Below are 25,588 nucleotides of genomic sequence, written 5' to 3'. Positions count from 1 at the left end.
TTGAGGTTGCATCCAGACGCGCCACATTGCATCAAGATTGCAGTCTAAAGAGGGGGCGCGGATGGGATTGAAAGTTGCGATCCAAATGGATCCGATCGAAGCGGTCAATATCGAGGCTGACAGCACGTTTCGGATCGCCGAAGAGGCGCAGGCGCGTGGGCACGAGCTTTTCTACTACACGCCGGATCGCCTGATCTACCGCGAGGGGCACGTCTATGCACGTGGCTGGCCTCTGGTGGTGCGGCGTGAGAAGGGAAACCACTTCACGCTGGGCGAAGAGACCGAGGTCGATCTGGGCGACTGGGATGTGGTTTGGCTGCGGCAGGACCCGCCCTTCGATATGGGCTATATCACGACGACCCATCTGCTGGAGCGGATCCATCCTGAGACGCTGGTCGTCAACGATCCTTTCTGGGTCCGGAACTCGCCCGAGAAGCTTCTCGTTCTGGATTTCCCTGACCTGACGCCGCCGACCTTGATCGCGCGCGATCTGGAAGCCATTCGGGCCTTCAAGGCGGAGCACGGCGATATCATTCTCAAGCCGCTCTACGGCAATGGCGGGGCGGGGGTCTTCCGGCTCGATCCGAACGATCGCAACCTGTCGTCGCTGCACGAGCTGTTCATCGGCATCAACAACGAGCCTCTCATTGCGCAGAAATTCCTGCCTGCCGTCTCAAAGGGCGACAAGCGGATCATTCTCGTCGATGGCGAGCCCGTGGGCGCGATCAACCGGGTGCCGGCGGCGGGCGAGACGCGGTCGAACATGCATGTCGGCGGACGGCCCGAGAAAGTCGAACTGACCGCGCGCGATCGCGAAATCTGCGAGCGGATAGGCCCGTATCTGCGTGAGAAGGGGCAGATCTTCGTCGGCATCGACGTGATCGGCGACTGGCTGACTGAGATTAACGTCACCTCGCCGACGGGCATTCAGGAGCTTGAGCGGTTCGACGGCGTGAATATCACCGCCCGCATCTGGGAGGCGATCGAAGCGAAACGGAGCTGATATGTCGATCCGGCTGGTCTTTCTCAATCTTTGGCTGCGCAGCATCGCGAAACCGATGGTGCGACGGTTCCACGGGGCTGCGCAAACGCGGGGCGCGACGGAGAGATTGGCCAGTTGGGTCGTGCGCGAGCCGACCGGGCTTTGCCGTCTGCCGACCAAGCTGGCCGGGCGCAATGCGCTGTCGCTGCGCGCGGGGCGGTCGTCGGTGGGGCGCATCATTCTCTATCTTCATGGCGGCGGTTACGTCACCGGCTCCCCGTGGATGTATCGCGGACTCGCGGGGCGTTTGGCGAAGCTGAGCGGTCTCGAGGTGGTCGTGCCGGATTACCGCCTCGCGCCCGAGGCGCCGGTCGGTGCGGCGCTCGAGGATGCGACCGCAGCTTTCGATGCGCTGGTGGAGATGGGGTACGACCCGAGCGCGATCGTGATCGCGGGCGACAGCGCGGGGGGCGGTCTGACGCTGGCGCTTCTGAGCGTGCTGTGTCGGCGCGGCACGCCGCCTGCCGGGGCGATTACCTTCTGCCCGTGGACGGACCTGACCTGTTCGGGCGAGAGCCTCCGCGTCAATGCCACGAAAGATGCGATGCTGCCGGTCGAACGGCTTGGCGATACCTGCGAGATGGTTCTGCGCGGGCATGACGCGGCCGATCCGCGCGTCTCGCCGCTCTTCGCGGAGTTCCCCGATCCGCCGCCGGTGCTGATCCAGCATTCGATGGGTGAAATTCTCAGCGATGACTCGCTGCGTATGGCCGAGCGGCTGCGCAGCTTCGACGCGGATGTCACGGTGCAAAGCTGGCCCGATGCGCCGCATGTCTGGCATTTCTTCGACGGACGGGTGCCCGAGGCGCGCGCGGCGCTGGAGGATGCTGCTGCGGCGGCGCGCCGGATGCTCAGCCTGCCACCGCGCTGAGCCGATAGCTCAACGCCTCGGCGACATGGGGCTGGCGCACGTGCTCTGCATGGTCGAGATCGGCGATGGTGCGCGCGACCCGCAGAACCCGGTGGTAGCCGCGCGCCGACAGTCCGACCCGCTCGGCCATCCGGGCCAGCAGATCGCGCCCCTGCACATCCGGCGTCGCGATGTCTTCCAGTAGCTGCCCTTCGGCTTCGGCATTGACGCGGATTGCCGGGTGATCCGCGAAGCGCTGGGCCTGCCGCTCGCGCGCGGCCGCAACGCGGGCCGCGACCTCGGCGGAGCTGTCGCCGGAGGCTGGCAGGTCGAGATCGGCATAGCGCACCGGGGGCACTTCGATGCGCAAGTCGAACCGATCCATCAGGGGGCCTGAAATCCGCCCCAGATAATCGTCGCCGCATCCGGGCGCGCGGGCGCAGGCGCGCTCCGCATCGCCGAGATATCCGCATTTGCAGGGGTTCGCCGCCGCGATCAGCAGAAAGCGGCAGGGATAGCGGGTATGGGCGTTGGCGCGCGAGACGACGACTTCGCCGGTCTCGATCGGCTGGCGCAGGGTCTCCAGCACGGCGCGGGGGAATTCGGGAAACTCGTCCATGAACAGCACGCCATTATGGGCGAGGCTGACCTCGCCGGGCCGCGCGCCACGTCCGCCGCCGATCATCGCCGCCATCGACGCGGTGTGATGCGGTTCGCGAAAGGGACGGGTGCGCGAGATGCCGCCCTCGGCCAACAGCCCCGACAGCGATTGGATCATCGAGGTTTCCAGCATCTCCTCGGGGCGCATCTCGGGCAGGATCGAGGGCAGGCGCGCGGCCAGCATGGATTTGCCCGAGCCGGGCGTGCCGATCATCATCAGGTGGTGGCGACCGGCGGCGGCGATCTCCAGCGCGCGTTTGGCCCGTTCCTGACCCTTCACATCGCGCAGGTCGCGCGGATGCGGCGCGTCGCGAACGAGACCCGGACGGGCGGGCTCGAGCGGTAGGCGACCGCTGAGATGGTCAATCGCGGCGCCGAGCGTCTCCGGCGCCGTTACCTCGGCCGCGCCGACCCAGGCCGCCTCTGCGCCCGAGCCCTTCGGACAGATCAGCCCCTTGTCCTGCGCGGCGGCCGCCATCGCGGCGGGCAGGGCGCCGGCGACCGGCAGGAGCCGCCCGTCGAGCGACAACTCCCCCACGGCGACCAGCGCCTCGATCCGGTCGCGGGGCACGACCCCGATCGCGCCCAGCAGCGCCAGTGCGATCGGCAAGTCGAAATGCGAGCCCTCTTTCGGCAGATCGGCGGGCGAGAGGTTCACGGTGATCTTCTGCATCGGAAGCGCGATCCCCAGCGCACCGAGCGCCGCGCGCACCCGCTCGCGCGCCTCGGATACCGCCTTGTCGGGCAGCCCCACCACCGCGAAGCCGGGCATGCCTTCAGAGAGCGCGCATTGCACCTCCACGAGGCGGGCCTCGACCCCCTCGAACGCGACCGTGTAGCTTTGGCTGACCATCGGCTCTCCTGCGCCTCTTCGTCGAGGGGTAGCGCGGGCATGGTTTAGGAATGGTTAACAGGCGGCGGGACGGGCAAGGCGCGGTTCAAAACTGCGACTCGAACAGGGGGTGCGCCGCTCGGCCCGACCGCCGAGATATTCGCGAAAACCTGCGTTTCCTGCATATCTGCACAGCCCAGACTTCAATTCCGCGCAGCAGATCAAGATGTTGCGTTACAGTCCCTCAAGTGTTCGTGAGCAGGCTTATGATATGGGATGCTCAAGAAGGAGTGATGCCTTCAGTATAGCGGCATGAATTTATTTCGTTTTTCGCTTTAAAACCTCGTCAAGTGCGTGTTGCGCACAAAGTTTCAGGCAAAATTCAACATTTCCGTGAGGAACCAATTCATGTCATTCGCATTGGGTGGGCAAAGCAACCGCCACTGCAAAGTTGCGCCGGTTTGGGCTGGACACCCCAGGGAGATTGTAAATGGCACTCGATGGTATGACCGATGAAACCCTGCCACGCCAAGCAATGCGGGCAGAGTTCCTGGATGCAGAAACCGAAGCGGAACTGGCGCGAGCGTGGCGCGACAATCGGGACGAGCAGGCGCTGCATCGGCTTGTGACGGCCTATATGCGCCTCGCGATCTCGATGGCCTCGAAGTTCCGCCGCTACGGCGCCCCCATGAACGATCTGATCCAGGAAGCCTCACTTGGTCTGATGAAAGCTGCCGACAAGTTCGACCCGGAACGCGGCGTGCGGTTCTCGACCTATGCGGTGTGGTGGATAAAAGCCTCGATCCAGGAATTCGTGATGCGCAACTGGTCGATGGTGCGCACCGGGTCCACCTCTTCGCAAAAGGCGCTGTTCTTCAACATGCGCCGCGTTCAGGCCCAGCTGACCCGCGAAGCGCAGCAAGAGGGCGAACAGCTCGACGCGATGCAGCTGCGTCAGCGCGTGGCCGAAGTGATCGGCGTGCCGCTCTCGGATGTCGAGATGATGGAAGGCCGTCTGTCCGGCTCCGACTTCTCGCTCAACGCCACGCAGTCCAGCGAAGACGAAGGCCGCGAATGGGTCGATACGCTGGAAGATGACGGCGCGAGCCCCGAGGAAACCGTGGCCGACAGCCATGACGGTCAGACGATGAAAGTCTGGCTGGGCGAGGCGATGGGCCGTCTGACCGACCGCGAAGCCTATATCGTCCGCGAGCGTCGTCTGATCGAAGATCCGCGCACTTTGGAAAGCCTCGGTGAAGAGTTGGGGCTTTCGAAAGAGCGTATTCGTCAGCTCGAAGCGCAGGCTTTCGGCAAGATGCGCAAATCGCTTGAAACCCATCAGGGCGAGGTGCAAAGCTTCTTCGTATGAAGAAGTTTTTTGCCGCGATCTGCCTGCTGTCTCTGACAAGTCCCGCCTTTGGTGCGGAAATATCGCCCGCCCAGCTGGATACGCTGTCGGGCGATATTGTCGTTCTGGGAGAGAGACACGACAATCCGACCCATCACCTCAATCAGGCGCGTGCGATCAAGGCGCTGAAGCCCGCCGCCGTGGTGTTCGAGCAATTGACACCCGAACAGGCGGCGAAGATCACGCCGGCGCTTTTGAAGGATGAGGGCGCGCTGGAAAAAGCGCTGGATTGGGACAATTCGGGCTGGCCCGATTTCGCGATCTATTATCCGATTTTCGCCGCTTTGGGCGATGCGAAGGTCTATGGTGCCGCGCAGCCGCGCGAGACCGTACGCGCCGCGATGACCAAGCCGCTGCCGGAGGTGTTCGGCAAGGACGCTGCACGGTACGGACTCGATCAAGCCTATCCGGAAGACCTGCAGGCCAAGCTGGAAGCGGAGTCGCAAGAGGATCACTGCAACGCGTTGCCGCCCGATCTGCTGCCCGGCATGGTCGCGGCGCAACGCTTCCGCGATGCGGCCTTCGCGCGGGTCGCGCTCGAGGCGCTGAAGGAGACCGGCGGTCCGGTCGCGGTCATCACCGGATCTGGCCATGCGAAGACAGACCTCGCCGTGCCCGCGCTTCTGCGCAAGGCGGACCCGCAGGCGAAGGTCGTGGCGATCGGTCAGATCGAGGCGGAGCCGGGCACCGATCCCGGCACGCAGCCCTTTGACGACTGGATCATTACGCCGCCGACCGAACGCGCCGATCCCTGCGCCGCGTTCAAGTGATCCTTGCGCCAATGCGCCCCGGCGCTTAGACCATCTGAGAGAGTTTCACGGAGAGGCAAATGCTTGCGGGCAAACGCATCCTGTTGATCATCGGCGGCGGTATCGCGGCCTTCAAGGCGCCCGAGCTGATCCGTCTGCTGCGCGGGGCGGGGGCCTCGGTGAGCCCGGTCCTGACCAAGGCCGGGGCCGAGTTCGTGACGCCGCTGACCGTGTCCTCGCTTGCGGGTGAGGCGGTTCATTCCGACCTCTTCGATCTGACGCATGAAGCCGAGATCGGTCATATTCAGCTGTCGCGCGCGGCCGATCTGGTGGTCGTCGTGGCCGCCACCGCCGATCTGATGGCGAAGATGGCGAACGGTCTGGCCAATGATCTCGCCTCGACCCTGTTGCTTGCCACCGACAAGCGCGTGCTGATCGCGCCCGCGATGAATGTGCGGATGTGGGAGCACCCCGCAACGCAGCGCAATATCGCGACGCTCAAATCCGATGGCGTGATCTTCGCAGGCCCGACCGAGGGCGACATGGCCTGTGGCGAGTTCGGCGAGGGCCGGATGATCGAACCCGAGGCGATCCTTGCTGCCATCGACGCCGCACTGTCGGATGGACCGCTGAAGGGCCGCCATATCCTCGTGACTTCGGGGCCCACCCACGAGCCGATCGACCCGGTGCGCTATATCGCGAACCGCTCGTCGGGCGCACAGGGCACGGCCCTTGCCGCGGCGCTGCGGGACCTCGGTGCGACTGTCACCTTCGTCACCGGCCCCGCGACGGTCGCGCCGCCTGCGGGCGTGCGGGTGGTCAAGGTCGAGACCGCGCGCGAGATGCTGGACGCAGTGCAGACCGCGCTGCCCGCCGAGGCCGCGATCTTCGCTGCCGCCGTGGCCGATTGGCGCGTGGCGAACGCGGCCGAGAGGAAGATGAAGAAGGACGGCACCGGCGCACCGCCTGCGCTCGAACTCGCCGAGAACCCGGACATCCTCGCCACCGTCTCGAAGATGGGCGAAGGGCGCCCGGGTCTCGTGGTGGGCTTCGCCGCCGAGACCCATGACGTCGCGCGGTTTGCGGCCGATAAACGCGCCCGCAAGGGCTGCGACTGGATCGTCGCCAATGACGTGAGCCCCGCGACCGGGGTCATGGGCGGGACCGAGAACGCGGTGACGATCATCGACGAGACCGGCGCGGAAAGCTGGGACCGGATGGGCAAGCAAGAGGTCGCGCGGCGGTTGGCTGCGCGCATCGCAGTAAGCTTGGGCGCGGCTGGCGCCTGAGGGACGCTCCGCGGGGGATATTTATGCCAAGCCGAAACGAAGCGCGCCTGTTTCGGCTTGGTCCAAATATCCCCGCCGGAGGCATCCGCATTTGACGCCCGCGCGACATCGGGCAGGAGAGAGACACGTGAGCACACCGATCATCAAGGTTCTGCGCGAGGGTTGGGCCGATCCCGAGATTGCGCTGCCGCGCTACGAGACCCATGGCGCCGCCGGGGCCGATTTGCGCGCCAATCTCGCCCCCGAGGATCGGGAAGGTGGCATAACGCTCGCACCGATGCAGCGCGCGATCATCCCGACCGGGCTGCGCGTCGAGATCCCCGAAGGGTTCGAGATGCAGATCCGGCCGCGCTCGGGGTTGGCGCTGAAACACGGGATCAGCCTGCCCAACACGCCCGGCACGATCGACGCCGATTATCGCGGGCCGCTGGGCGTGCTGCTGATCAACCTCGGCACCGACCCCTACCTGATCGAGCATGGCGCCCGCATCGCCCAGGCGATCGTCGCCCCGGTGGTGCAGGCGCGCTTCGAGGTCACGGACGCTCTGGGCGACACGGCACGCGGTGAGGGCGGGTTCGGCTCGACCGGGAAGGTCTGAGCGATGCTCGGACTGGTTCTGATGGCGGCGATCGTGGGGCTCGGGCTGGTGCTCAAGGCCTCCGCGCGTGCGATCTTCGGGATGCTCGTGCTGATCTGGGCGGCCTTGGTGATCGCGCATCTGCCCATCCCCGGGTTTGGTCCGCTGGGACGCGTTCTGGGCGGTTCGCTTGCGGGTTGGATCGGCCTCGGCGTCGTCGTCGCGCTAGTGTTGATCTATCGCCGGATGCTCGGGGCGATCCGCGTGAAGGCCGAGGCGAAAGAGGCTGAGGCGCCCGCGCCGAAACCGGGCAGCTTCTCCGAGGCCGAACTGGACCGCTATGCGCGCCACATCATGCTGCGCGAGATCGGCGGACCGGGGCAGAAGCGGCTCAAGCAGGCTAAGGTTCTGGTGGTCGGGGCCGGGGGGCTCGGTTCGCCCGCGCTTCTGTATCTCGCCGCGGCCGGGGTGGGGCGGATTGGCGTCGTCGATGACGATGTCGTCTCGAATTCCAACCTGCAGCGGCAGGTGATCCATCGCGATGCCGATCTCGGGATGCCCAAGGTCTTCTCCGCGCAAAAGGCGATGCTGGCGCTCAACCCGCATATCGAGGTGCTGCCCTATAACCGTCGCCTGAGCGCCGAGGATGCTGAAGGGCTGATCGCCGAATATGACCTCGTCCTCGACGGGACCGACAATTTCGACACGCGCTATCTGGTGAATGCGGCCTGCGTGGCGACCGGAACGCCGCTGATTTCCGGCGCGATCACGCAATGGGAAGGGCAGCTGTCGCTTTACGATCCGGCGAAGGGTGCGCCCTGCTATGCCTGCGTCTTCCCCGAAGCGCCTGCCGCCGGACTCGCGCCGAGCTGTGCCGAGGCGGGCGTGGTCGGCGCGCTGCCCGGCGTGGTGGGCTCGATGATGGCGACCGAAGCGATCAAGGAGATCACCGGCGCAGGCCAGTCCGCGCGCGGGCGGCTGATGATCTATGATGCGCTTTGGGGCGAGAGCCGTCAGTTCGGCGTGAAGCGGCGCGCCGATTGCGCGGTTTGCGGCGGCTTGCATGGGGCAGGGGATGGTCAATCCTGAGTACGCGCCCTAGCTTGCGATGCAAAGGAGACCCGCCATGACCAACCCGCTTCTCACCGACTGGACCGGCCCCTACGAACTGCCGCCTTTCGCGCAGATTTCCGACGCCGATTTTGCGCCTGCTTTCGACGCGGCGCTGGCCGAGGCGCGCGCCAATATCGCGGCGATCGCGGACTCGCCCGAGGCCCCGACATTCGCCAATACGATCGAGGCGATGGAGCTTGCGGAAGAGGCGCTCGAGAAGGTCGCGGGCGTGTTCTACAACCTCGCCGGGGCCGATGCGACGCCTGCGCGGCAGGAGCTGATGCGCGATCTGGCCCCGAAGCTCGCGGCGTTTTCCTCCGAGATCACGATGAACACTGCGCTGTTTGCGCGGATCGATCAGCTTTGGCAGAGCCGCGAGAGCCTCGGACTTGGCCCGGAGCAGGCGCGGCTTCTCGAGCAATATTATCAGATGTTCACCCGGTCGGGCGCGGCGCTGGAAGGGGACGCGGCCGAGCGGATGCGCGAGATCAAGCAGCGCTTCGCCTCGATCACCACGCAGTTCAGCCAGAACCTGCTGGCCGATGAAAGCGGCTGGTTCCGCCCGCTGGCCGAGGAAGACCTCGAAGGGCTGCCCGATTTCGTCGTGGACACCGCCCGCGCGGCAGGCAAGGGGCGCGGGCAGGACGGCCCGGTGCTGACGCTCTCGCGCTCGCTGATCGTGCCTTTCCTGCAATTCTCGCCCAATCGCGAATTGCGGCGGATTGCCTATGAAGCCTGGACGGCCCGCGGGGCGAATGGGGGCGAGACCGACAATCGCGAGATCGCCGCCGAGGTGCTGAAGCTGCGCGAAGAGCGCGCGAAGCTTCTGGGGTACGAGAGCTTCGCCGCCTACAAGCTGGAGCCCGAAATGGCCAAGACGCCCGAGGCCGTGCGCGGCCTTCTGATGCGCGTCTGGGAGCCCGCGAAATCCGCCGCCGAGGCGGATGCCGCGAAGCTGGCCGAGATGATGCATGCCGACGGGATCAACGGCGATCTGGAGCCGTGGGACTGGCGTTACTATGCCGAGAAGCGTCGCGTGGCCGAGCATGATTTCGATGAGGGGCAGATCAAGCCCTATCTCTCGCTCGACGCGATGATCGGCGCGGCTTTTGATACTGCGAACCGCCTCTTCGGGCTGGAGTTCAAGGAGATCGACGGGCCGTTCTATCATTCCGACGTGCGCGGCTGGGAAGTGTCGCGCGGGGGCGAAGTGCTGGCCGTGTTCCTTGGCGATTATTTTGCGCGCGGCTCGAAACGCTCGGGCGCGTGGTGCTCGGCGATGCGCTCGCAGCGCAAGCTAGGCGGCGCGCCGGTGCCGATCGTGGTGAACGTGTGCAACTTCGCGAAGGGCGATCCGGCGCTTCTGAGCCATGACGACGCGCGCACGCTGTTTCATGAATTCGGCCATGCGCTGCACCAGATGCTGTCGGATGTGACCTATCAGTTCCTGTCGGGCACCTCGGTCGCGCGCGATTTCGTGGAGCTGCCGAGCCAGCTTTACGAGCATTGGCTCGACGTGCCCGAGACGCTGGAAAAGCATGCGCGCCACTACAAGACCGGCGAGCCGATGCCGATGGAGCTGCGCGAGAAGCTGAAAGGGGCCGCCACCTTCGATCAGGGTTTCTCGACGGTGGAATATCTCGGCTCGGCGCTGGTCGATCTGGCCTTCCACGAGGGCGCGGCCCCGGAAGATCCGATGGCGAAACAGGCCGAGGTGCTGCGCGAGATCGGCATGCCGCATGCGATCCGGATGCGCCACGCGACGCCGCATTTCGCCCATGTCTTCTCGGGCGACGGCTATTCGGCGGGCTATTACAGCTACATGTGGTCCGAGGTGATGGATGCCGATGCGTTCGAGGCCTTCGAGGAAGCGGGCGACGTGTTCGACCCGGAAACGGCGGCGAAACTCGAACGCTTCGTTCTGTCTGCGGGCAATTCGCGGCCGCCGGAGGAGCTTTACACCGAGTTCCGGGGCAAGATGCCGGGGGTGGAGCCTCTGCTGAAGGGCCGCGGGCTGCTCGATCCGGCCGCTTGAGCGGGCGGTGATGCCGGGAGCCTCCGGCGGGGATATTTAAGGCAGTTGGAAGCAGGACGATCTGCCTTCCAACTGCTCGAAATATCCCGGGGGGCGGCGTAAGCCGCGGGGGCAGAGCCCCCTGTCGCGCTCAACCCCGATAGACATCCTTGTGGATGATGACGTCGGCCTGCGGATAGGCTTCGACGATGGCGCGTTTGAGCGCGGCGCCGATGTCATGGGCCTCTTCCAGCGTCTGATCCCCGTCGAGCTCGATATGCAGGTTCACAAAGATCTGTGCGCCTGCGGTGCGGGTCTTGAGATCGTGGAAGCCGCGCACGCCGGGCCAGTCGCGGGCGATCTTTGTGATGCCGTCGATGACCTCATCGGGGGCCGCGCGGTCCATCAGCGCGTTCCAGGCGCCGAGAAAGATCTTCGCCGCGCCGCCAAACATGATCGCGGCGGCGATCAGCGCGACGACGCTGTCCACGTCGCCCCAGCCGAACGCATGTGACAGCCAGAGTGCGAGGATCGCGCCCAGTGTCGGCAGCAGGTCGCCCACATAGTGCAGCCGGTCGGCGGCGACGACCTTGTTGCCGGTCTTGCGCGCTACGCGGCCCTGCCACCAGATCAGGCCGAAGGTAATCCCCGCAGAAGCGACCATGACCGCGATCCCAATACCTTCGGCGGCAAGCGGGGGCGGTGTCGGGGCCAGCAGGCGTTGCACGCCGGTGATGCCGATCGTGATGCCCGCGCCCAGCACGATCAGCGCCTGACCGAGGGCCGCGAGGTCTTCGGCGGAGCTATGCCCGAAGGCGTGATCGTCATCGGCGGGTTTCGCAGCATAGAGAATCGCCAGCAGCCCCGCGCCCGAGATCAGCAGGTCCACCGAGCTGTCTGCGAGCGATGCGCCCACGGAGAGCGCGCCGGTCTGCCATAGCGCCCAGGCCTTGATCGCCACGAGCAGCGCGGCGGTGCCGACCGAGGCCAGACCCGCCGAGGTGTTCATCCGGTGTTCGTTTTCGCTATAGGCCATCGCCGCCGTCTCTACCTTTGCGCCGATGCTCTAGCGCAGGTGAGCGTCTCAGTCACGGGTCTCGTCGGGGTCGACGCCCCAGATTTCGGTCTTGGGCAGCCAGCCATCCGCGCCCGAGCCTTCGATTTCGCACCAATCATGGGTGCAGGCGCCGAGGCCCGCGATCGCTCCGGCCTGCGCCTTGGCGGTGACTGCGGATTTCGGGTCGGGGCGGGCATGGAGCGAGACCATGTCCTGCAGGACGATCACGTTGCGCACGCCCGAGATCAGCGTGTAGTGAATCCAGCCGCCCTGACCCTCGTTATCCTCGACCCGCCGCCAATGGCCGAATTCGGCGGTGACTTTCAGCGGCATGCCGGGATGGGTGAAGACCCAGTCGATCCGGTGCGAGAGCGAGGGCCCGCGACGCACGTTGCCCTTCGAGCCTTTGAGCGAGACATAGCGCGGGATCGGCAGGTGGGTGACGGGGCCGCGGCGCTGGGGTTTCGCCAGTTGCACGTCGGGGCCGTTGGGGGCGGGCTTGGCCGCGGGCTTCGCTTGCGGCTTGGTGGTCTGGCTGGTTGCAGCGGGCTGAGCGGCGGGGGCGTTCGATTTCGACTGCGCGCCCGAGGCATTGCCCGACACGCTCCAGATTGCGCCGACCAGAATCGCAATTGAGGATACCGCCGCGAGGATTTTGCTGCCCGTCATCATCCGCCTCATATCCCGGCCTGCCCGCTGGCTGATCCGCGGGGCTGCAACATCCGGCGCGCAATAAAATTGCGCTCCCATGTCGATTTCGGCCATTACTGCTCTTGCCGGGCCTTGTGCCTGCCCGCTTTGAGGGGCAGTTTGCATCCAACCGCCCCGCGATGGAAGATAGGAGAGGACCGAGATGCCTGCACCGCGCCTGAGTGTTGTCGTGACGCGACGCCTGCCCGAGGTCGTCGAGACCCGGATGAAGGAATTGTTCGAGGTCGAGCTCAATCACGACGATCGCAAGATGAGCCGGGAGGAGCTGGTCGAAGCGATGAAACGTGCCGACGTCCTCGTGCCCTGCGTGACCGACCGGATCGATGCGCCGATGATCTCGCAGGCCGGCGAGCGTCTGAAACTGATCGCGAATTACGGTGCCGGGGTCGATCATATCGACGTCTCCTCGGCGCGTCAGCGCGGGGTGCTGGTGTCGAACACGCCGGGCGTCGTCACCGATGATACGGCCGATATGACCATCGCGCTGATGCTGGCGGTGACGCGGCGCATTCCCGAGGGGCTCGCGCATATGCAGGCGGGCAATTGGGAGGGCTGGGCGCCCACCGCCTTCATGGGCCATCGCATCGGCGGCAAGCGGCTGGGCATTCTCGGCATGGGCCGGATCGGTCAGGCGGTGGCGCGGCGCGCCAAGGCCTTCGGGATGCAGATCCACTATCACAACCGCACCAAGGTTCACCCCGATATCGAGGAGGAGCTGGAGGCGACCTACTGGGACAGTCTCGACCAGATGGTGAGCCGGATGGACGTGATTTCGGTGAACTGCCCGCATACGCCCTCGACCTTCCACCTGCTCAATGCGCGGCGGCTGAAGATGCTCAAGCCCGAGGCGGTGATCGTGAACACGTCGCGCGGCGAGGTGATCGACGAGAACGCGCTGACGCGGGCGCTGCGCGCGGGCGAGCTGGCCGGGGCCGGGCTCGACGTGTTCGAGCATGGCGCGGAGATCAATCCGCGGCTGCGCGAGTTGTCGAACGTGGTGCTGCTGCCGCATATGGGCTCGGCCACGGTCGAGGGGCGCGTGGAGATGGGCGAGAAAGTTCTGGTCAACATCAAGACCTTCGCCGACGGGCACCGCCCGCCGGATCTGGTCGTGCCGTCGATGACCTGATCTACCCGAAAACAGCTTCGAGGCCCCGGTGAGATCCGGGGCCTTTTCATTTGGGCTTCGGTTGAGTCGATCCTGCGATGACGAAAGGCCCCGGGACATGCCCGGGGCCTTCGCTGGGAGCAGGGGCTGCCCCCGGCTCTCCGTCACATCATCCGAAGATTACTTCGCTTCGTATTTCGGAAGCTTCTTCAGCTGGTCTTCGGTCAGACCGGTATGCACGGTGATCGAGGTGTCGTTCTGCAGAACGGTCAGCTCGCTCGCCTTGATTTCGACCGGCTTGGCGCCAATGCCGAGGAAGCCACCCACGTCGATCACGACGCCCGAGACTTTACCGTCATTGCCCTGAACCAGCTCGGACACGTCGCCGACCTTGTCGTCGTTCGGGCCATAGACGCCTTCACCACGCAGCGTGTCGGGAGCGACCGAAGCGATATCGACCTTCTGGCCGTCTTCCTGGTCAGCTTGACCCATGGTGCCCACGGCAGCGGCGGTGCTGTCGACAGCGTCGTCGATCGCGTTGCCGGTCTCGTTCGCGGCTTCCTTGGTCGCTTCGCCAGCGTTCTCGGCCGCGTTCTCGACGGCTTGACCGGTCGCGTTCGCAGCTTCCTTGGTGTTCTGAGCGGCGTCCTTCGCCATCTCTTCGGTCTTGTCACCGGCGTTGTTCATCGCCTGCTCGGTTTCCTGCGCGGCGTTCTGAGCGGCGTCGGCAGTGTTCTCGGCGGCGTTGTCCATCGCTTCGCCTGCGTTATCGGCAGCCTTGGCGGTCTCGTTCGCAGCTTCGTTCGCAGCGGCGCCTGCAGCGGTGGCGGTCGCCTTGGCTGCGGCTTCGGCGTGGTCGCCGGCCTCATCCATCTGCTGCGACGCATCGGCGTTTTGCATGTCTTCGCCGTTGCCGTTCATGTCGCCATTGGCCTCCGCGCTGAACGCGGTCTGCATTTCGGCGTCATATTTCGGCGCTTGGTCCAGCTGGTCCTTGCTGCCCTGAGCGACGACGAAATAGGAATTGTCGGTGTCGCCATCGGGGATCAGGTTGAGCGAATCCATCGAGATCGCGACGGTTTTCTCGCCAATGCCGAGGAAACCACCCACGTCGACGAGCACGGCATCGACTTCGCCGTTGGTGCCGATCACGACGTCGCTGACTTCGCCAACGTCATCCCAGCTGTCCTGCGCTTCGTTGATCGCGGTCTTCGCGTCGACGTTGTCCTTCGAGATGTAGACGCGCTTGCCCATGAGGCCCGAGGCGTTGAAGGAATCGGGAATCGTCTTCATGAACATGTCGCCCGACATGTTGGCCGAAGCGTTCGCGTTGGCTTCCGCCGTCGCGTTTGCATTTGCTTTGTCTTCGGCATGTGCGGGCAGAGCAAGCATCAGGCCGATGGCGGTAGTGGTGATGAGCTTTTTCATATCTCGTCTCCCTTTCGTTTTAAGTGAGGCGCGTCGGTCCCGGTTTCCGGTTCCCCCGGCCTCTGATGGTCCTAAAACTGGTGAAACCGCGCACAGTTCCTGTGCAAACGGGGGAAAAATTTTTGCAATTCGTGGGAACTAAACACGGATTCGCGACTCGCCTCACGGAAGCGTCATCGCGGGGTTTGCACGCATCCAATGGGGCTTGAGCTTTCATAAGCGGGCCCCAACGGGCAGGCGCCGTGCCCCCGAAGCGCCGCGCGTGCGCTTTTGTCGTTTTTGTCGCGCGAATGTCGCCCGGATCGGATTGCGTTTGCGAATATGAGGGTCAATCTGCCCCTACGTCCGTATCGGCAAGGAGGCCCCGCGATGAAAACCCATGTGAAAGCTTTGGTCGTCGGTGGCGGCGCGGTCGGGTGCGGTGTCGCCTATCACCTTGCCAAGGCGGGCTGGGAGACGCTGCTGATCGAGCGCGACGAGCTGACCTCGGGCTCGACCTGGCACGCGGCGGGTCTGCTGCCGCTGTTCAACATGAGCTACGCGACGACCCACATCCACAAATACTCGGTCGATTTCTACAAGACGCTGGAGGCCGAGACCGGGCTGAATGCGGGCTTTGCGATCGTGGGCAACCTGCGCATGGCGCAGACGCAAGAGCGGATGGACGAATACAAGCTCTATTCCTCCGTCGCCGAGACCGCGGATGTCTATCACGAGTTCCTCACGCCCGCGCAGATGAAGGAGCGCTGGCCGCTTCTGAACACCGAAGACCTCAAGGGCGCGCTGTTCCACCCGCAGGACGGGTATATCAACCCCGCCGACGTGACGCAGGCGATGGCCAAGGGCGCGCGCCAGCACGGCGCGGAGATCGCGCGCAAGCTGCAGGTCAACGCCTATCGCTGGACCGGCTCGGAATGGGTCGTCACGCTCGAGAAGATGGTCGAGAAGGGCGGCAACCTCGTCGGCTCCGGCGAAGAGATCGAGATCCGCGCCGAACATGTCGTCACTTGCACCGGCAACCACGCGCAGCGCACCGCGCGACTGCTGGGCATCAAGATCCCCGCGATCCCGGTCGAGCACCAGTTCATCGTCACCGATGCCGATCCGGCGTTGGTCAAATGGCGCGCCGAGGGTAACCCCGAGCACCCGGTGCTGCGCGATGCCGATGCGAAATGGTATGTGCGCGAAGAGCGCGGCGGCTGGATCCTCGGCCCCTATGAGCGCAACGCCCCCGCGCGCTTCCTCTATGACGTGCCGGAGACCTTCCGCGCCGATCTGTTCCAGCTCGATCTGGAGCGTATCGAAGAAGAATACATGTCGATGATCCATCGCCTGCCGACCTCGGAAGAAGTCGGCCTGAAGGACGATTTCAACGGCCCGATCTGCTACACGCCCGATGGCAACCCGCTGGTGGGCCCCGCGCCGGGGCTGCGCAACATGTGGCTCGCGGAAGGCTTCTCCTTCGGCATCACCGCGGCTGGCGGCACCGGCTATTACCTCGCGCAGATGATGGTCGAGGGCGAAGCCGAGATCGACATGGCGTCGCTCGATCCCAAGCGCTACGGCAGCTGGATGACCACCGAATACGCGGCGCGCAAGAACGAAGAGGCCTATGAGCACGTCTTCATCCTGCACCACCCCGATGAAGAGCGCGAAGCCTGCCGTCCGCTGCGCACTGCCCCCGCCTATGATCGCCAGATCGCGGCAGGCGCGCAGATGGGCCAGACGAACGGCTGGGAACGCCCGAATTATTACGGGCCCAAGGATGCGCCCTCGAGCTTCGATCATGACAGCCGCTCGTTCCGTCGCGGGGAATGGTGGCAATATGCCAAGGCCGAGGCCGAGGCGCTGCGCGACACGGCCGGTCTGATCGACGCCTCCGCCTTCACCAAACATATGGTGCGCGGCCCCGGCGCGACCGCCTTCCTCGATGCCTTCACCTGCAACAAGCTGCCGAAAGTGGGCCGGATCAACCTGACCTACGCGCTGACCGAAGCCGGCACGACCCGCACCGAATACACGATCGTGCGTCTGGCGGAGGATGAGTATTACCTGATCTCGGCGGGTGCCTGGACCGATTACGACGGCGACTTCCTGCGCAAATCGATCGAGGATTTCCGCGCCGTGGGCGGCGACTATGTCGATTGCCACGACGTAACGACCCAATGGGGCGTCTTCGCGCTGGCGGGTCCCAATGCCCGCAAGATCCTGCAGGAGGTGGTCAAGGACGCCTATCCGGAGACGGTTCTGTCGAACAAACGCTTCCCGTGGCTCTCGATGCGCAATATCGAGCTGGGCATGTGCCCGGTCCGTGCCGTGCGCGTGGCCTATACGGGCGAGCTGGGCTGGGAACTGCATCACCCGGTCGAATTCGGCCGCTACCTCTGGGATCTGCTGGTCGAAGCGGGCGAGAAGCACGGGATGAAGCTGGTGGGCGCACGCGCGCAGAACTGGCTGCGTCAGGAGAAGAGCTACCGCGCCTTCGGCAACGAACTGGGCCGCGACGCCACGCCGCAGGAAGCCGGCCTCGACCGCTTCATCGACCTCGAGAAGGAGTTCACCGGCAAGCAGGCGATGCTCGACACCGGCATCCGCTCGAAATGCGTGACGCTTCTGATCGACGGGCCGGACGATGCCGATCCCTGGGGCAAGGAAGTCATCAAACAGGATGGCGAGCGCGTCGGGCGTCTGACCTCGGGCGGCTGGTCGGTGGCCTTCGGCAAGCAGATCGGCATGGGCTATGTGCGCCCCGATCTGGCCGAGCCGGGCACCAAGCTTTCCGTGCGCATCCTCGGCGCCGACTACCCGGCGGAAGTGACCGAGGACAGCCCGCACGATCCGAGCAACGCGCGCATCCGCGTCGACGGCTGAGCCTCGATTGATCGAGACCGGAGAAGGGGGGCGCTGCCCCCCTTTTCGCTACGCGAATTCACCCCCCGGGATATTTGCGCCAAGGCGAAGGGGAAAACTCTGCTGTCTTCGGCTTGGTGAAAATATCCCGGGGGAGGCGCGCGTCCCGCGCCGGGGGCGGAGCCCCCTCAACTTTGGTCACATCACGCAGCGCCATCCCTTTGGGTTGACGCAGGTCAAGGATTTCGCCCGCGCCCCGTGTCACGCCGCGAGGGACGAAATGCGAAGGAGACCTGCGATGAGCTACAAGGCGAAAATCGACGAGATGCGCAACGAGCTACGCGTGATGAACAAGACGATCCCCGACGCTGTCGGCGGCTTTGGTGTGCTGTCGAAAGCGGTGAAGGAGAACGGGCCGCTCGATGTAAAGACCAAGGAATTCATCGCGCTCGGCATGGCGGTCGTGCTGCGTTGCGAGCCCTGCATCATGTTCCATGTCGAGGCGCTGATGAAGGCGGGCGGCACGCGCGAGGAGCTGGGCGACGTGCTGGCCATGGCGATCCAGATGGGCGGTGGCCCGGGGGTGATGTATGCCGGTCACGCGCTGGCCTGCTGGGACGAGCTGGCCGCCGCGAAAGCCTGAGCGGCCCCCGCTCTGCGACATGTTGTCAGGCCCGCGCCGGAAAGGCGCGGGCCGTTTCGTTTCATTAGCGACATATCTGATGAAGGACAGACAGATGAAACGCATCGCTTCTCTCGCCGCCCCGTTTGCCGCCGCACTGCTGCTCGGTGCCGCTCCGGGTCTCGCGCAAACCGCCCCGGTGCCGGGGCAGGAATTCCTCCTGCAATGGGATCTCGATGGCGATGGCGGCGTCACGCTGTCCGAAGCCCGCGAACGCCGCGGCGACATCTTCACGATGTTCGACGCGAACGAGGATGACGCCTACTCCGTCGCGGAAATCGCGATGATCGACGAGCATAAGGAAATGGAACGCGCGGCCGGCAAAGGTCCGGGGCATCAGATGCCCGAGGGCATGGGGCAGGGGCCCGGCAAGCGACAGGGTCAGGGCCGCAACGCGATGCGTTCGGGGCATGATATTCCGACCGCCGAGGGGCTGCGGGCTTTCGATGCGAATGGCGACGGGGTGATCTCGCGCGCGGAATTCGTGGGCGGCACCGATCAGTGGTTCGCGATGCGCGATCGCAACGGTGATGGCGTGCTGACCAAGACCGACTTCGGCCCCCGGAGCTGAGCGCCCCCTGTTAGGCGAAGCCTCGCCGATGTCAAATGACGCCCGTCTGTCAGCGATGACAGGCGGGCGTTTGCATGAGAGGCTGGGAAAAAATCACGAGGGAGTGAGCATGGGGATTTCGCGCAGGTTCTTCGTTTCGGGCGCAGCCTTGACCTTGGCGGGTTGCGGCGGCGCGCCCAGCGGCAAGCAGGCCACGCTGATGCGTCCGGCGGTGTTGTCGGCCTCGAACTACCGGGCGAGCGGCATCCCTGCGCGCTTCGGCGATACCGACCCGCATGATTGGGAAGGTCTGGCGCCGGCGCGGTTGCCGGTGCACGGGATCGACGCGGCGCGCTATCAGGGCGAGATCGACTGGCGACGGGCGCGCGCGGCGGGGGTGTCCTTCGCGTGGCTCAAGGCGACCGAGGGGGGCGATCACTCCGATCCCGGTTTCCACATCAATGCGACCCGCGCGCGGGCGGCGGGCGTGCCGGTCGGGGCCTATCACTTCTATTACTTCTGTCGCTCCCCCGAAGAGCAGGCCGATTGGTATATCCGCAACGTGCCGCGCCGCCGGGGCGATCTGCCGCCCGTGCTGGATATCGAGTGGAACCACACCTCGCGCACCTGCCAGCGCCGCCCCGCGGCCCATGTCACCCGGGCCGAGATGCACCGCTTCCTCGCGGCCCTGACGCGGCATTACGGCACGCGCCCGGTGATCTACACGACGATCGATTTCTGGCGGGACAACGACCTGTCGCGCTTCTCCGGCTATGAGATGTGGCTGCGCTCGGTCACCGCGCACCCGATGGAGCGCTACCCCGGCGCCGATTGGAGCTTCTGGCAATATAGCGGCACGGGCGTCGTGCCCGGCGTGCCCGGAACGGTGGATATGAACGCGTTCGGGGGCTCTCCGGCGGCGTGGCAAAGCTGGCTCGCCCGGCGGGCGCAGCGGGCGTGACAGCTTGCGTCGCGCGCAGCGGGTATGAAAAAGGGCGGCCCTGGAGCCGCCCTTGTCATCATCATAAGCCCTGCGGATGATCAGGCCGCGAAGCCGCCTTGTCCCGGCAGGTAGTGCAAGAGATCGCGCTGCTGGAAGGTCGCGCCTTTGTTCGGGCCGAAGGTGAATTTCGCACCGATGGAGATGAAATCCGAAGATCCGCCATAGCCCATGTCGAGATGCCCGACAGTGCCGTTCAGCGTGAGGGCGTCGTTCACACGGTAATCCATCCCGAAGGAGGCGCGGTTGGTGTTCAGGAACGAGACGTTGAAGTTGGCGAGGTCCGCTTTGAACTCGATGTGGTCATTGAGCGTGTAGCGCCCCGAGACGCCGTAAAGGTCGCCTTTCGTGCTCGGTTCCTTGACCCGCGTGAAGTAGGCTTCACCCCAGAAGGCCCCGATGCTGTGGCCGACTTCAACGCCGTGGTAGTTCGTTCCCTCGCCGTTGATCGTGTCGCGCCCGAAGAAGACGCCAAGAGCGGTCGCTTCGTTCGGATGATAGATCGTGTGCAGAGCGACATTGTTGGAATCGATGTCGAAACCGGCGCCGTTGCCGAAATTCGCATAGGCGAGGTCACCTTGCACGGAGAAGGCCGGGCCGAAGCCGACTTCCGCGGAGCCCGTGATCGAACGTTTGCCGAGCGCGAAATAGAAATCGTTGTTCACGAGATCCGAATAGCCAAGCTCGATCGAGCCGCCTTTCAGATCCGCCGCGTTCGAAACGGTCGGTGCGAGCGCGAGCAGTGCTGCCGCGATAAGAGAGACTTTCATGATGTGTCCTGCCTATTCAAAGCGTTAAGGCGACACTCATAGGCAAGGGGCGTGCGCGAACAACGTTTGATGTGGTGAAAAATGAATGTCCTCCGAAGCTTGTGCTTCGGAGGACACATGTTCTTTCGCCGTGGTGTGATCGCTTACTGCAGCGAACGCACGTTCACCTCGCCCTCTTTGCGGCTCTTGATCGCCGAGACGGCGGCGATGGAGGCGGCGGCGGTGGTGAAATAGGGGATCTTGTCATAGAGCGCGACCGCGCGGATGTCGCGGCTGTCCGAGATCGCCTGGCTGCCGTCGGTGGTGTTGAAGACGAGGTCGATCTCGTCATTCTTCAGCCGGTCGACGATGTTCGGGCGGCCCTCATAGACCTTCAGAACCTTCTCGCTTTCCACGCCATGCTCGGCGAGCCATGCGGCGGTGCCGCCGGTCGCGACGATGGTGAAGCCCATCGAGACCAGCGAGGCGGCGGCTTCGGCCAGATCGTCGGTCTTGTTCGAGTCCTTGATCGAGAAGAACACGCGACCGCTTTCGGGCAGCACGGTGCCCGCGCCAAGCTGGGCTTTCCAGAAGGCCGACGGGAAGTCGCGATCCCAGCCCATCACCTCGCCGGTGGAGCGCATTTCCGGGCCGAGCAGCGTGTCGACGCCCGGGAAACGGGCGAAGGGCAGCACGGCTTCCTTGACCGAGAACCACGGCGTTTGCGGATCGGCCAGCGTCAGCGGATCGGCGAAGGGCAGCGGCGTGTCGGGGCCGACGCCTTCGGGGTAGGGCGGGCGTGCCGGGAAGGCCGACAGCTTCTCGCCCGCCATCAGGCGCGCCGCGATCGAGGCGATGGCCGAGTCGGTGGCTTTCGCGACGAAGGGCACGGTGCGCGAGGCGCGCGGGTTGACCTCGAGGACATAGATATCGCCGTCCTTGATCGCGAACTGCACGTTCATCAGGCCGACCACGTTGAGGCCCTTGGCCATCTTCTCGGTCTGCACCTTCAGTTCGGCCACGATCTCCGGGCTCAGCGAGTAGGGCGGCAGCGAGCAGGCCGAGTCGCCCGAGTGGACGCCGGCTTCCTCGATATGCTGCATGATGCCCGCGACATGGACGCTCTCGCCGTCGCAGAGCGCATCCACGTCGACCTCGATCGCGCCCGCCAGATAGCTGTCGAGCAGCACCGGGTTGTCGCCCGAGACCACCACGGCCTCTTTGATGTAGCGCTTGAGGTGGTCGAGGTCGCGCACGATCTCCATCGCGCGGCCGCCCAGCACGTAGGAGGGGCGGATCACCAGCGGATAGCCGACGCGGCCCGCGATCTCGAAGGCCTGCTCGTCCGAGCTGGCGATGCCGTTGACGGGCTGCTTCAGGTCAAGACGGTTGAGCAGGTCCTGGAACCGCTCGCGGTCTTCGGCGAGGTCGATCGCGTCGGGCGTGGTGCCGAGGATCGGAATGCCTTCGGCTTCCAGCGCGTTCGCGAGTTTCAGCGGCGTCTGGCCGCCGAACTGCACGATCACACCGTGCAGCGTGCCGTTATCCTGCTCCACCCGCAGGATTTCGAGGACATGCTCCAGCGTGAGCGGCTCGAAATAGAGGCGATCCGAGGTGTCGTAGTCGGTCGACACGGTCTCGGGGTTACAGTTGACCATGATGGTCTCGTAACCCGCATCGGTCAGCGCGAAACAGGCGTGACAGCAGCAATAGTCGAACTCGATCCCCTGGCCGATCCGGTTCGGACCGCCGCCGAGGATGACGACTTTCTTGTTGTCGGAGGGCCGTGCCTCGCATTCGACCTCGCCCATCGCGGGGGCTTCATAGGTCGAATACATATAGGGCGTCTGCGCCTCGAATTCGGCGGCGCAGGTGTCGATGCGCTTGAAGACCGCGGTGACGCCGAGATTGCGGCGGGCGCGGCGGACCTGCGCCTCGTCGCGACCGGTCAGTGTGGCCAGACGTGCATCCGAGAAGCCCATCATCTTGAGATTGCGCAGGCCCTTCTCGTCGAGCGGCAGGCCTTTCTTGCGGATCTCGTTCTCGGCCTCGACGATTTCGCGGATCCGGTCGAGGAACCACGGATCGAAGGAGGTCGCGTGCTGGATCTCGTCATTGCTCAGCCCGTGGCGCATCGCCTGCGCGATGAGGCGCATCCGGTCGGGCGTCTGCTGCGAGATCGCCTTGATGACGGCGGCCTTCTCGGGCGCGCCTTCGATCTCGATCTCGTCGAAGCCGCTCAGGCCGGTCTCCATCGAGGCCAGCGCTTTCTGCACGGATTCGTGGAAGGTCCGGCCGATCGCCATCGCCTCGCCCACCGATTTCATCGCGGTGGTCAGTTCCGGCTTGGAGCCTGCGAATTTCTCGAAGGCGAAGCGCGGGATTTTGGTGACGACATAGTCGATGGTCGGCTCGAAGGAGGCGGGCGTGACCTTGGTGATGTCGTTGTCGAGTTCGTCGAGCGTGTAGCCCACGGCCAGCTTCGCCGCGATCTTCGCGATCGGGAAGCCGGTCGCTTTCGAGGCCAGCGCCGAGGAGCGCGACACGCGCGGGTTCATCTCGATCACGACCATGCGGCCGTCTTCGGGATTGATCGCCCATTGCACGTTCGACCCGCCGGTCTCCACGCCGATCTCGCGCAGCACGGCGATCGAGCCGTTGCGCATGATCTGATATTCCTTGTCGGTCAGCGTCAGCGCGGGCGCGACGGTGATCGAGTCGCCGGTATGGACGCCCATCGGATCGACGTTCTCGATGGCGCAGACGATGATCGCGTTGTCGGCCTTGTCGCGCACGACCTCCATCTCGAATTCTTTCCAGCCCAGCAGCGACTCGTCGACGAGGATCTGGCTCATCGGGGAGGCGTCGAGGCCCGAGCGGCAGATGCGCTCGTAATCTTCGCGGTTATAGGCGACGCCGCCGCCGGTGCCGCCCAGCGTGAAGGCGGGGCGGATGATCGCGGGAAGGCCGATATGCTCCAGCTCGAGCAGCGCCTGACGCACCCCTTCGTTGACGTCATAGGTGCCGTTTTCGCGCTTGGGCGAGGACACGATGGTCGCTTTCGGGTTCTCGAGGCCGATCCGGTCCATCGCTTCGCGGAAGAGCTTCCGGTCTTCGGCCATCTCGATCGCGTCGCGGTTCGCGCCGATCAGCTCGACGCCGAATTTCTCCAGCACGCCCATATCGGCCAGCGACAGCGCGGTGTTGAGGCCGGTCTGGCCGCCCATCGTCGGCAGCACCGCGTCGGGGCGCTCGGCCTCGATGATCTTGGCGACGACTTCCGGGGTGATCGGTTCGATATAGGTGGCATCGGCGAGCCCCGGATCGGTCATGATCGTCGCGGGGTTCGAGTTCACGAGGATGACACGGTAGCCTTCTTCGCGAAGGGCCTTGCAGGCCTGTGCGCCCGAATAGTCGAACTCGCAGGCTTGCCCGATCACAATGGGCCCGGCGCCGATGATGAGGATTGACGTGATGTCTGTTCTCTTCGGCATGGGAATCCCCTCTGGTCACTGCGCAAATTGAGGCGCTTTATACGCAAAGGGTCAGGCGTCGCAAGAGGGTCAGGACGCGATAGCCGGGTTGCAGGGTGACGCGAGGGCGCGCGCCCAAGCCTGTCGGGCGCTGCGCCGGGGGCCGCGCGGCGTAAATTCGGCCCGGTGAGGGGGAGGCTTGCCTATTCAGCGGCCAGCCGATGTTCCTGCTCGTCTTCGTCGCGATAGAGGTAGCCGCGCGTCAGCGGCACGTCGCCCACCTCATGGGCCAGCTGATACTGGAACACGACCTGCCCGCCGTGGCGGAAGGCCATCTCCGAGGCCACGAGGTAGAAGCGCCACATCCGGCAGAACCGCTCGTCGTAAAGCTCGCAGGCCTTGTCGATATTCGCCTCGAACCGGTCGCACCAATGGCGCAGGGTTTCGGCGTAATGCAGCCGCCAGACCTCGAGATCGGTGGTAATGAGCCCTTCATGCTCGAGCGCGTTCGACGCTTCGGACATGGCCGGGCAATAGCCGCCGGGGAAGATGTATTTCGTGATGAAATCGGCGGTCGCGCCACCGGGGCCCGAGCGTCCGATGAAATGGATCAGCGAGACGCCCCCCGGTTTCAACAGCTCGCGCACTTTCGAGAAATACTCGCGGTAATGCGGCACGCCGACATGTTCGAACATACCGACCGAGACGATCCGGTCGAACTTGTCGGTCACATCGCGGTAATCGGTCAGGCGGATGTCGATCTTGTCTTCGAGGCCGGCCTCTTTCACCCGTTTGCGGGCCAGCGCGTGCTGTTCGGTGGAGAGCGTCACCCCCACCACGTTCGCGCCGAAATCGCGCGCCAGCGTCAGCGCCATGCCGCCCCAGCCGCAGCCGATATCGAGAACGGTCATGCCCGGCTCGATCAGCAGCTTCTTGGCGATATGGTGTTTCTTCGCCTCCTGCGCCTCTTCCAGCGTCATGTCGGGGCGCTCGAAATAGGCGCAGCTATATTGCCGGTCCTCATCGAGGAAGAGGTCATAAAGCTCGCCCGACAGGTCATAGTGATGCGCCACGTTGGTGCGCGCCTTGTTCACCGGGTTGAACTGGGCGAAGCGGCGTCCGAAGAAGCGGCTCGCCTCGCGGGGCTTCTCGAACCACGGCATGCCGGATCCGGTCTGGTTGCGGATCGCAAGCGCGAGGAAGCCACGCAGATCGTCATTCGCGATCGTGTAGTCGCCGTTCATATATCCTTCGCCGACGCCGAGATCGGGGCGCAGTACGATCCTGCGCGTCACGTCGGGGTTTTCGATGGTGACGCGGACCGGGTCTCCGGTGCCGTCGCCATAGCGTCTGAGCGTCTCGTCCGAATAGACGAGTTCGAGCGTGCCCCTGCGGATCAGGTGGCGCAACATACGGTCGAGAAGCGAGTCCCAAGCTCTCATGCGG

General features: G+C 65.0%; 20 protein-coding genes. 13 read left to right on the top strand and 7 right to left on the bottom strand.

Features of this window, described 5'->3' with window-relative positions:
* Positions 1–61: 61 nt before the first annotated feature.
* Both gshB and AC2TZ7_RS18345 read left to right on the top strand, forming a co-directional pair.
* Positions 62–1,003, top strand: a complete 942-nt coding sequence (gshB, locus tag AC2TZ7_RS18350) for a glutathione synthase (RefSeq protein ID WP_078542069.1) — start codon at positions 62–64, stop codon at positions 1,001–1,003.
* Position 1,004: 1 nt separating this feature from the next.
* A complete protein-coding gene (locus tag AC2TZ7_RS18345; protein ID WP_489865298.1) occupies positions 1,005–1,913 on the top strand; it encodes an alpha/beta hydrolase in 909 nt (302 codons plus the stop codon).
* Here AC2TZ7_RS18345 and AC2TZ7_RS18340 read toward each other — a convergent pair.
* Positions 1,894–3,405, bottom strand: coding sequence for a YifB family Mg chelatase-like AAA ATPase (locus AC2TZ7_RS18340; RefSeq protein WP_489865297.1), 1,512 nt, complete (start codon positions 3,403–3,405; stop codon positions 1,894–1,896). The genes AC2TZ7_RS18345 and AC2TZ7_RS18340 overlap by 20 nt on opposite strands.
* A gap of 469 nt (positions 3,406–3,874) precedes the next feature.
* On the opposite strand from AC2TZ7_RS18340, the gene AC2TZ7_RS18335 reads away from it, so the two are divergent.
* The 6 genes from AC2TZ7_RS18335 (at position 3,875) to AC2TZ7_RS18310 (ending at position 10,555) form a co-directional block, all read left to right on the top strand.
* Positions 3,875–4,753: an RNA polymerase factor sigma-32 gene (locus AC2TZ7_RS18335; RefSeq protein ID WP_078520502.1), complete on the top strand. Its 879-nt coding sequence runs from the start codon at positions 3,875–3,877 to the stop codon at positions 4,751–4,753.
* Positions 4,750–5,562 (top strand): ChaN family lipoprotein, encoded by an 813-nt coding sequence (locus tag AC2TZ7_RS18330; RefSeq protein WP_489865296.1) that lies wholly within the window; start codon positions 4,750–4,752, stop codon positions 5,560–5,562. The genes AC2TZ7_RS18335 and AC2TZ7_RS18330 overlap by 4 nt, the downstream gene beginning before the upstream one ends.
* A 59-nt stretch (positions 5,563–5,621) precedes the next feature.
* The gene (coaBC, locus tag AC2TZ7_RS18325; protein ID WP_489865295.1) at positions 5,622–6,830 is read left to right on the top strand and encodes a bifunctional phosphopantothenoylcysteine decarboxylase/phosphopantothenate--cysteine ligase CoaBC; all 1,209 of its coding nucleotides are present in this window, start codon (positions 5,622–5,624) and stop codon (positions 6,828–6,830) included.
* A 127-nt stretch (positions 6,831–6,957) separates the two neighbouring features.
* Positions 6,958–7,428: a dUTP diphosphatase gene (gene dut / locus AC2TZ7_RS18320; RefSeq protein ID WP_489865294.1), complete on the top strand. Its 471-nt coding sequence runs from the start codon at positions 6,958–6,960 to the stop codon at positions 7,426–7,428.
* Between the two features lie 3 nt (positions 7,429–7,431).
* A complete protein-coding gene (locus tag AC2TZ7_RS18315; RefSeq protein ID WP_489865293.1) occupies positions 7,432–8,496 on the top strand; it encodes a HesA/MoeB/ThiF family protein in 1,065 nt (354 codons plus the stop codon).
* Positions 8,497–8,533: 37 nt separating this feature from the next.
* Complete coding sequence (locus tag AC2TZ7_RS18310; RefSeq protein ID WP_489865292.1) at positions 8,534–10,555, top strand: M3 family metallopeptidase; 2,022 nt, start codon at positions 8,534–8,536, stop codon at positions 10,553–10,555.
* A 130-nt stretch (positions 10,556–10,685) separates the two neighbouring features.
* Here the strand turns inward: AC2TZ7_RS18310 and AC2TZ7_RS18305 are convergent, their stop codons facing one another.
* Entirely contained in the window at positions 10,686–11,570 is an 885-nt protein-coding gene (locus tag AC2TZ7_RS18305; RefSeq protein WP_489865291.1) for a cation diffusion facilitator family transporter, read from the bottom strand.
* 48 nt (positions 11,571–11,618) lie between these two features.
* Positions 11,619–12,260 (bottom strand): SH3 domain-containing protein, encoded by a 642-nt coding sequence (locus AC2TZ7_RS18300; protein WP_489865290.1) that lies wholly within the window; start codon positions 12,258–12,260, stop codon positions 11,619–11,621.
* Between the two features lie 184 nt (positions 12,261–12,444).
* Here AC2TZ7_RS18300 and AC2TZ7_RS18295 point away from each other — a divergent pair, with 184 nt between their 5' ends.
* Positions 12,445–13,431: a 2-hydroxyacid dehydrogenase gene (locus AC2TZ7_RS18295; RefSeq protein ID WP_489865289.1), complete on the top strand. Its 987-nt coding sequence runs from the start codon at positions 12,445–12,447 to the stop codon at positions 13,429–13,431.
* Between the two features lie 159 nt (positions 13,432–13,590).
* Here AC2TZ7_RS18295 and AC2TZ7_RS18290 read toward each other — a convergent pair whose 3' ends face one another.
* The gene (locus AC2TZ7_RS18290) at positions 13,591–14,838 is read right to left on the bottom strand and encodes a PRC-barrel domain-containing protein (protein WP_489865288.1); all 1,248 of its coding nucleotides are present in this window, start codon (positions 14,836–14,838) and stop codon (positions 13,591–13,593) included.
* Positions 14,839–15,207: 369 nt separating this feature from the next.
* Here AC2TZ7_RS18290 and AC2TZ7_RS18285 point away from each other — a divergent pair, with 369 nt between their 5' ends.
* The 4 genes from AC2TZ7_RS18285 (at position 15,208) to AC2TZ7_RS18270 (ending at position 19,881) form a co-directional block, all read left to right on the top strand.
* Positions 15,208–17,709, top strand: a complete 2,502-nt coding sequence (locus AC2TZ7_RS18285) for a GcvT family protein (protein ID WP_489865287.1) — start codon at positions 15,208–15,210, stop codon at positions 17,707–17,709.
* Positions 17,710–17,986: 277 nt separating this feature from the next.
* Positions 17,987–18,331, top strand: coding sequence for a carboxymuconolactone decarboxylase family protein (locus AC2TZ7_RS18280; protein ID WP_088722382.1), 345 nt, complete (start codon positions 17,987–17,989; stop codon positions 18,329–18,331).
* 94 nt (positions 18,332–18,425) lie between these two features.
* Positions 18,426–18,941: an EF-hand domain-containing protein gene (locus AC2TZ7_RS18275; protein WP_489865286.1), complete on the top strand. Its 516-nt coding sequence runs from the start codon at positions 18,426–18,428 to the stop codon at positions 18,939–18,941.
* A 109-nt stretch (positions 18,942–19,050) separates the two neighbouring features.
* On the top strand, positions 19,051–19,881 hold the full coding sequence (locus AC2TZ7_RS18270) for a glycoside hydrolase family 25 protein (protein ID WP_489865285.1): 831 nt from the start codon (positions 19,051–19,053) through the stop codon (positions 19,879–19,881).
* 80 nt (positions 19,882–19,961) lie between these two features.
* Here AC2TZ7_RS18270 and AC2TZ7_RS18265 read toward each other — a convergent pair whose 3' ends face one another.
* From AC2TZ7_RS18265 to AC2TZ7_RS18255, 3 genes are all read right to left on the bottom strand, one after another.
* Complete coding sequence (locus AC2TZ7_RS18265; protein WP_489865284.1) at positions 19,962–20,690, bottom strand: hypothetical protein; 729 nt, start codon at positions 20,688–20,690, stop codon at positions 19,962–19,964.
* A 143-nt stretch (positions 20,691–20,833) separates the two neighbouring features.
* Positions 20,834–24,163 carry a carbamoyl-phosphate synthase large subunit gene (gene carB, locus AC2TZ7_RS18260; protein WP_098411856.1) on the bottom strand — a complete coding sequence of 1,110 codons (3,330 nt, stop codon included), beginning with the start codon at positions 24,161–24,163 and terminating at the stop codon, positions 20,834–20,836.
* Positions 24,164–24,345: 182 nt separating this feature from the next.
* Positions 24,346–25,584 carry a class I SAM-dependent methyltransferase gene (locus AC2TZ7_RS18255; RefSeq protein WP_489865283.1) on the bottom strand — a complete coding sequence of 413 codons (1,239 nt, stop codon included), beginning with the start codon at positions 25,582–25,584 and terminating at the stop codon, positions 24,346–24,348.
* Positions 25,585–25,588: the final 4 nt, after the last annotated feature.

This window comes from Thioclava sp. ISO4 (assembly GCF_058105145.1).
Note: the sequence above shows the minus strand (reverse complement) of the source record. Positions and strands in the feature narration are given on the sequence as shown.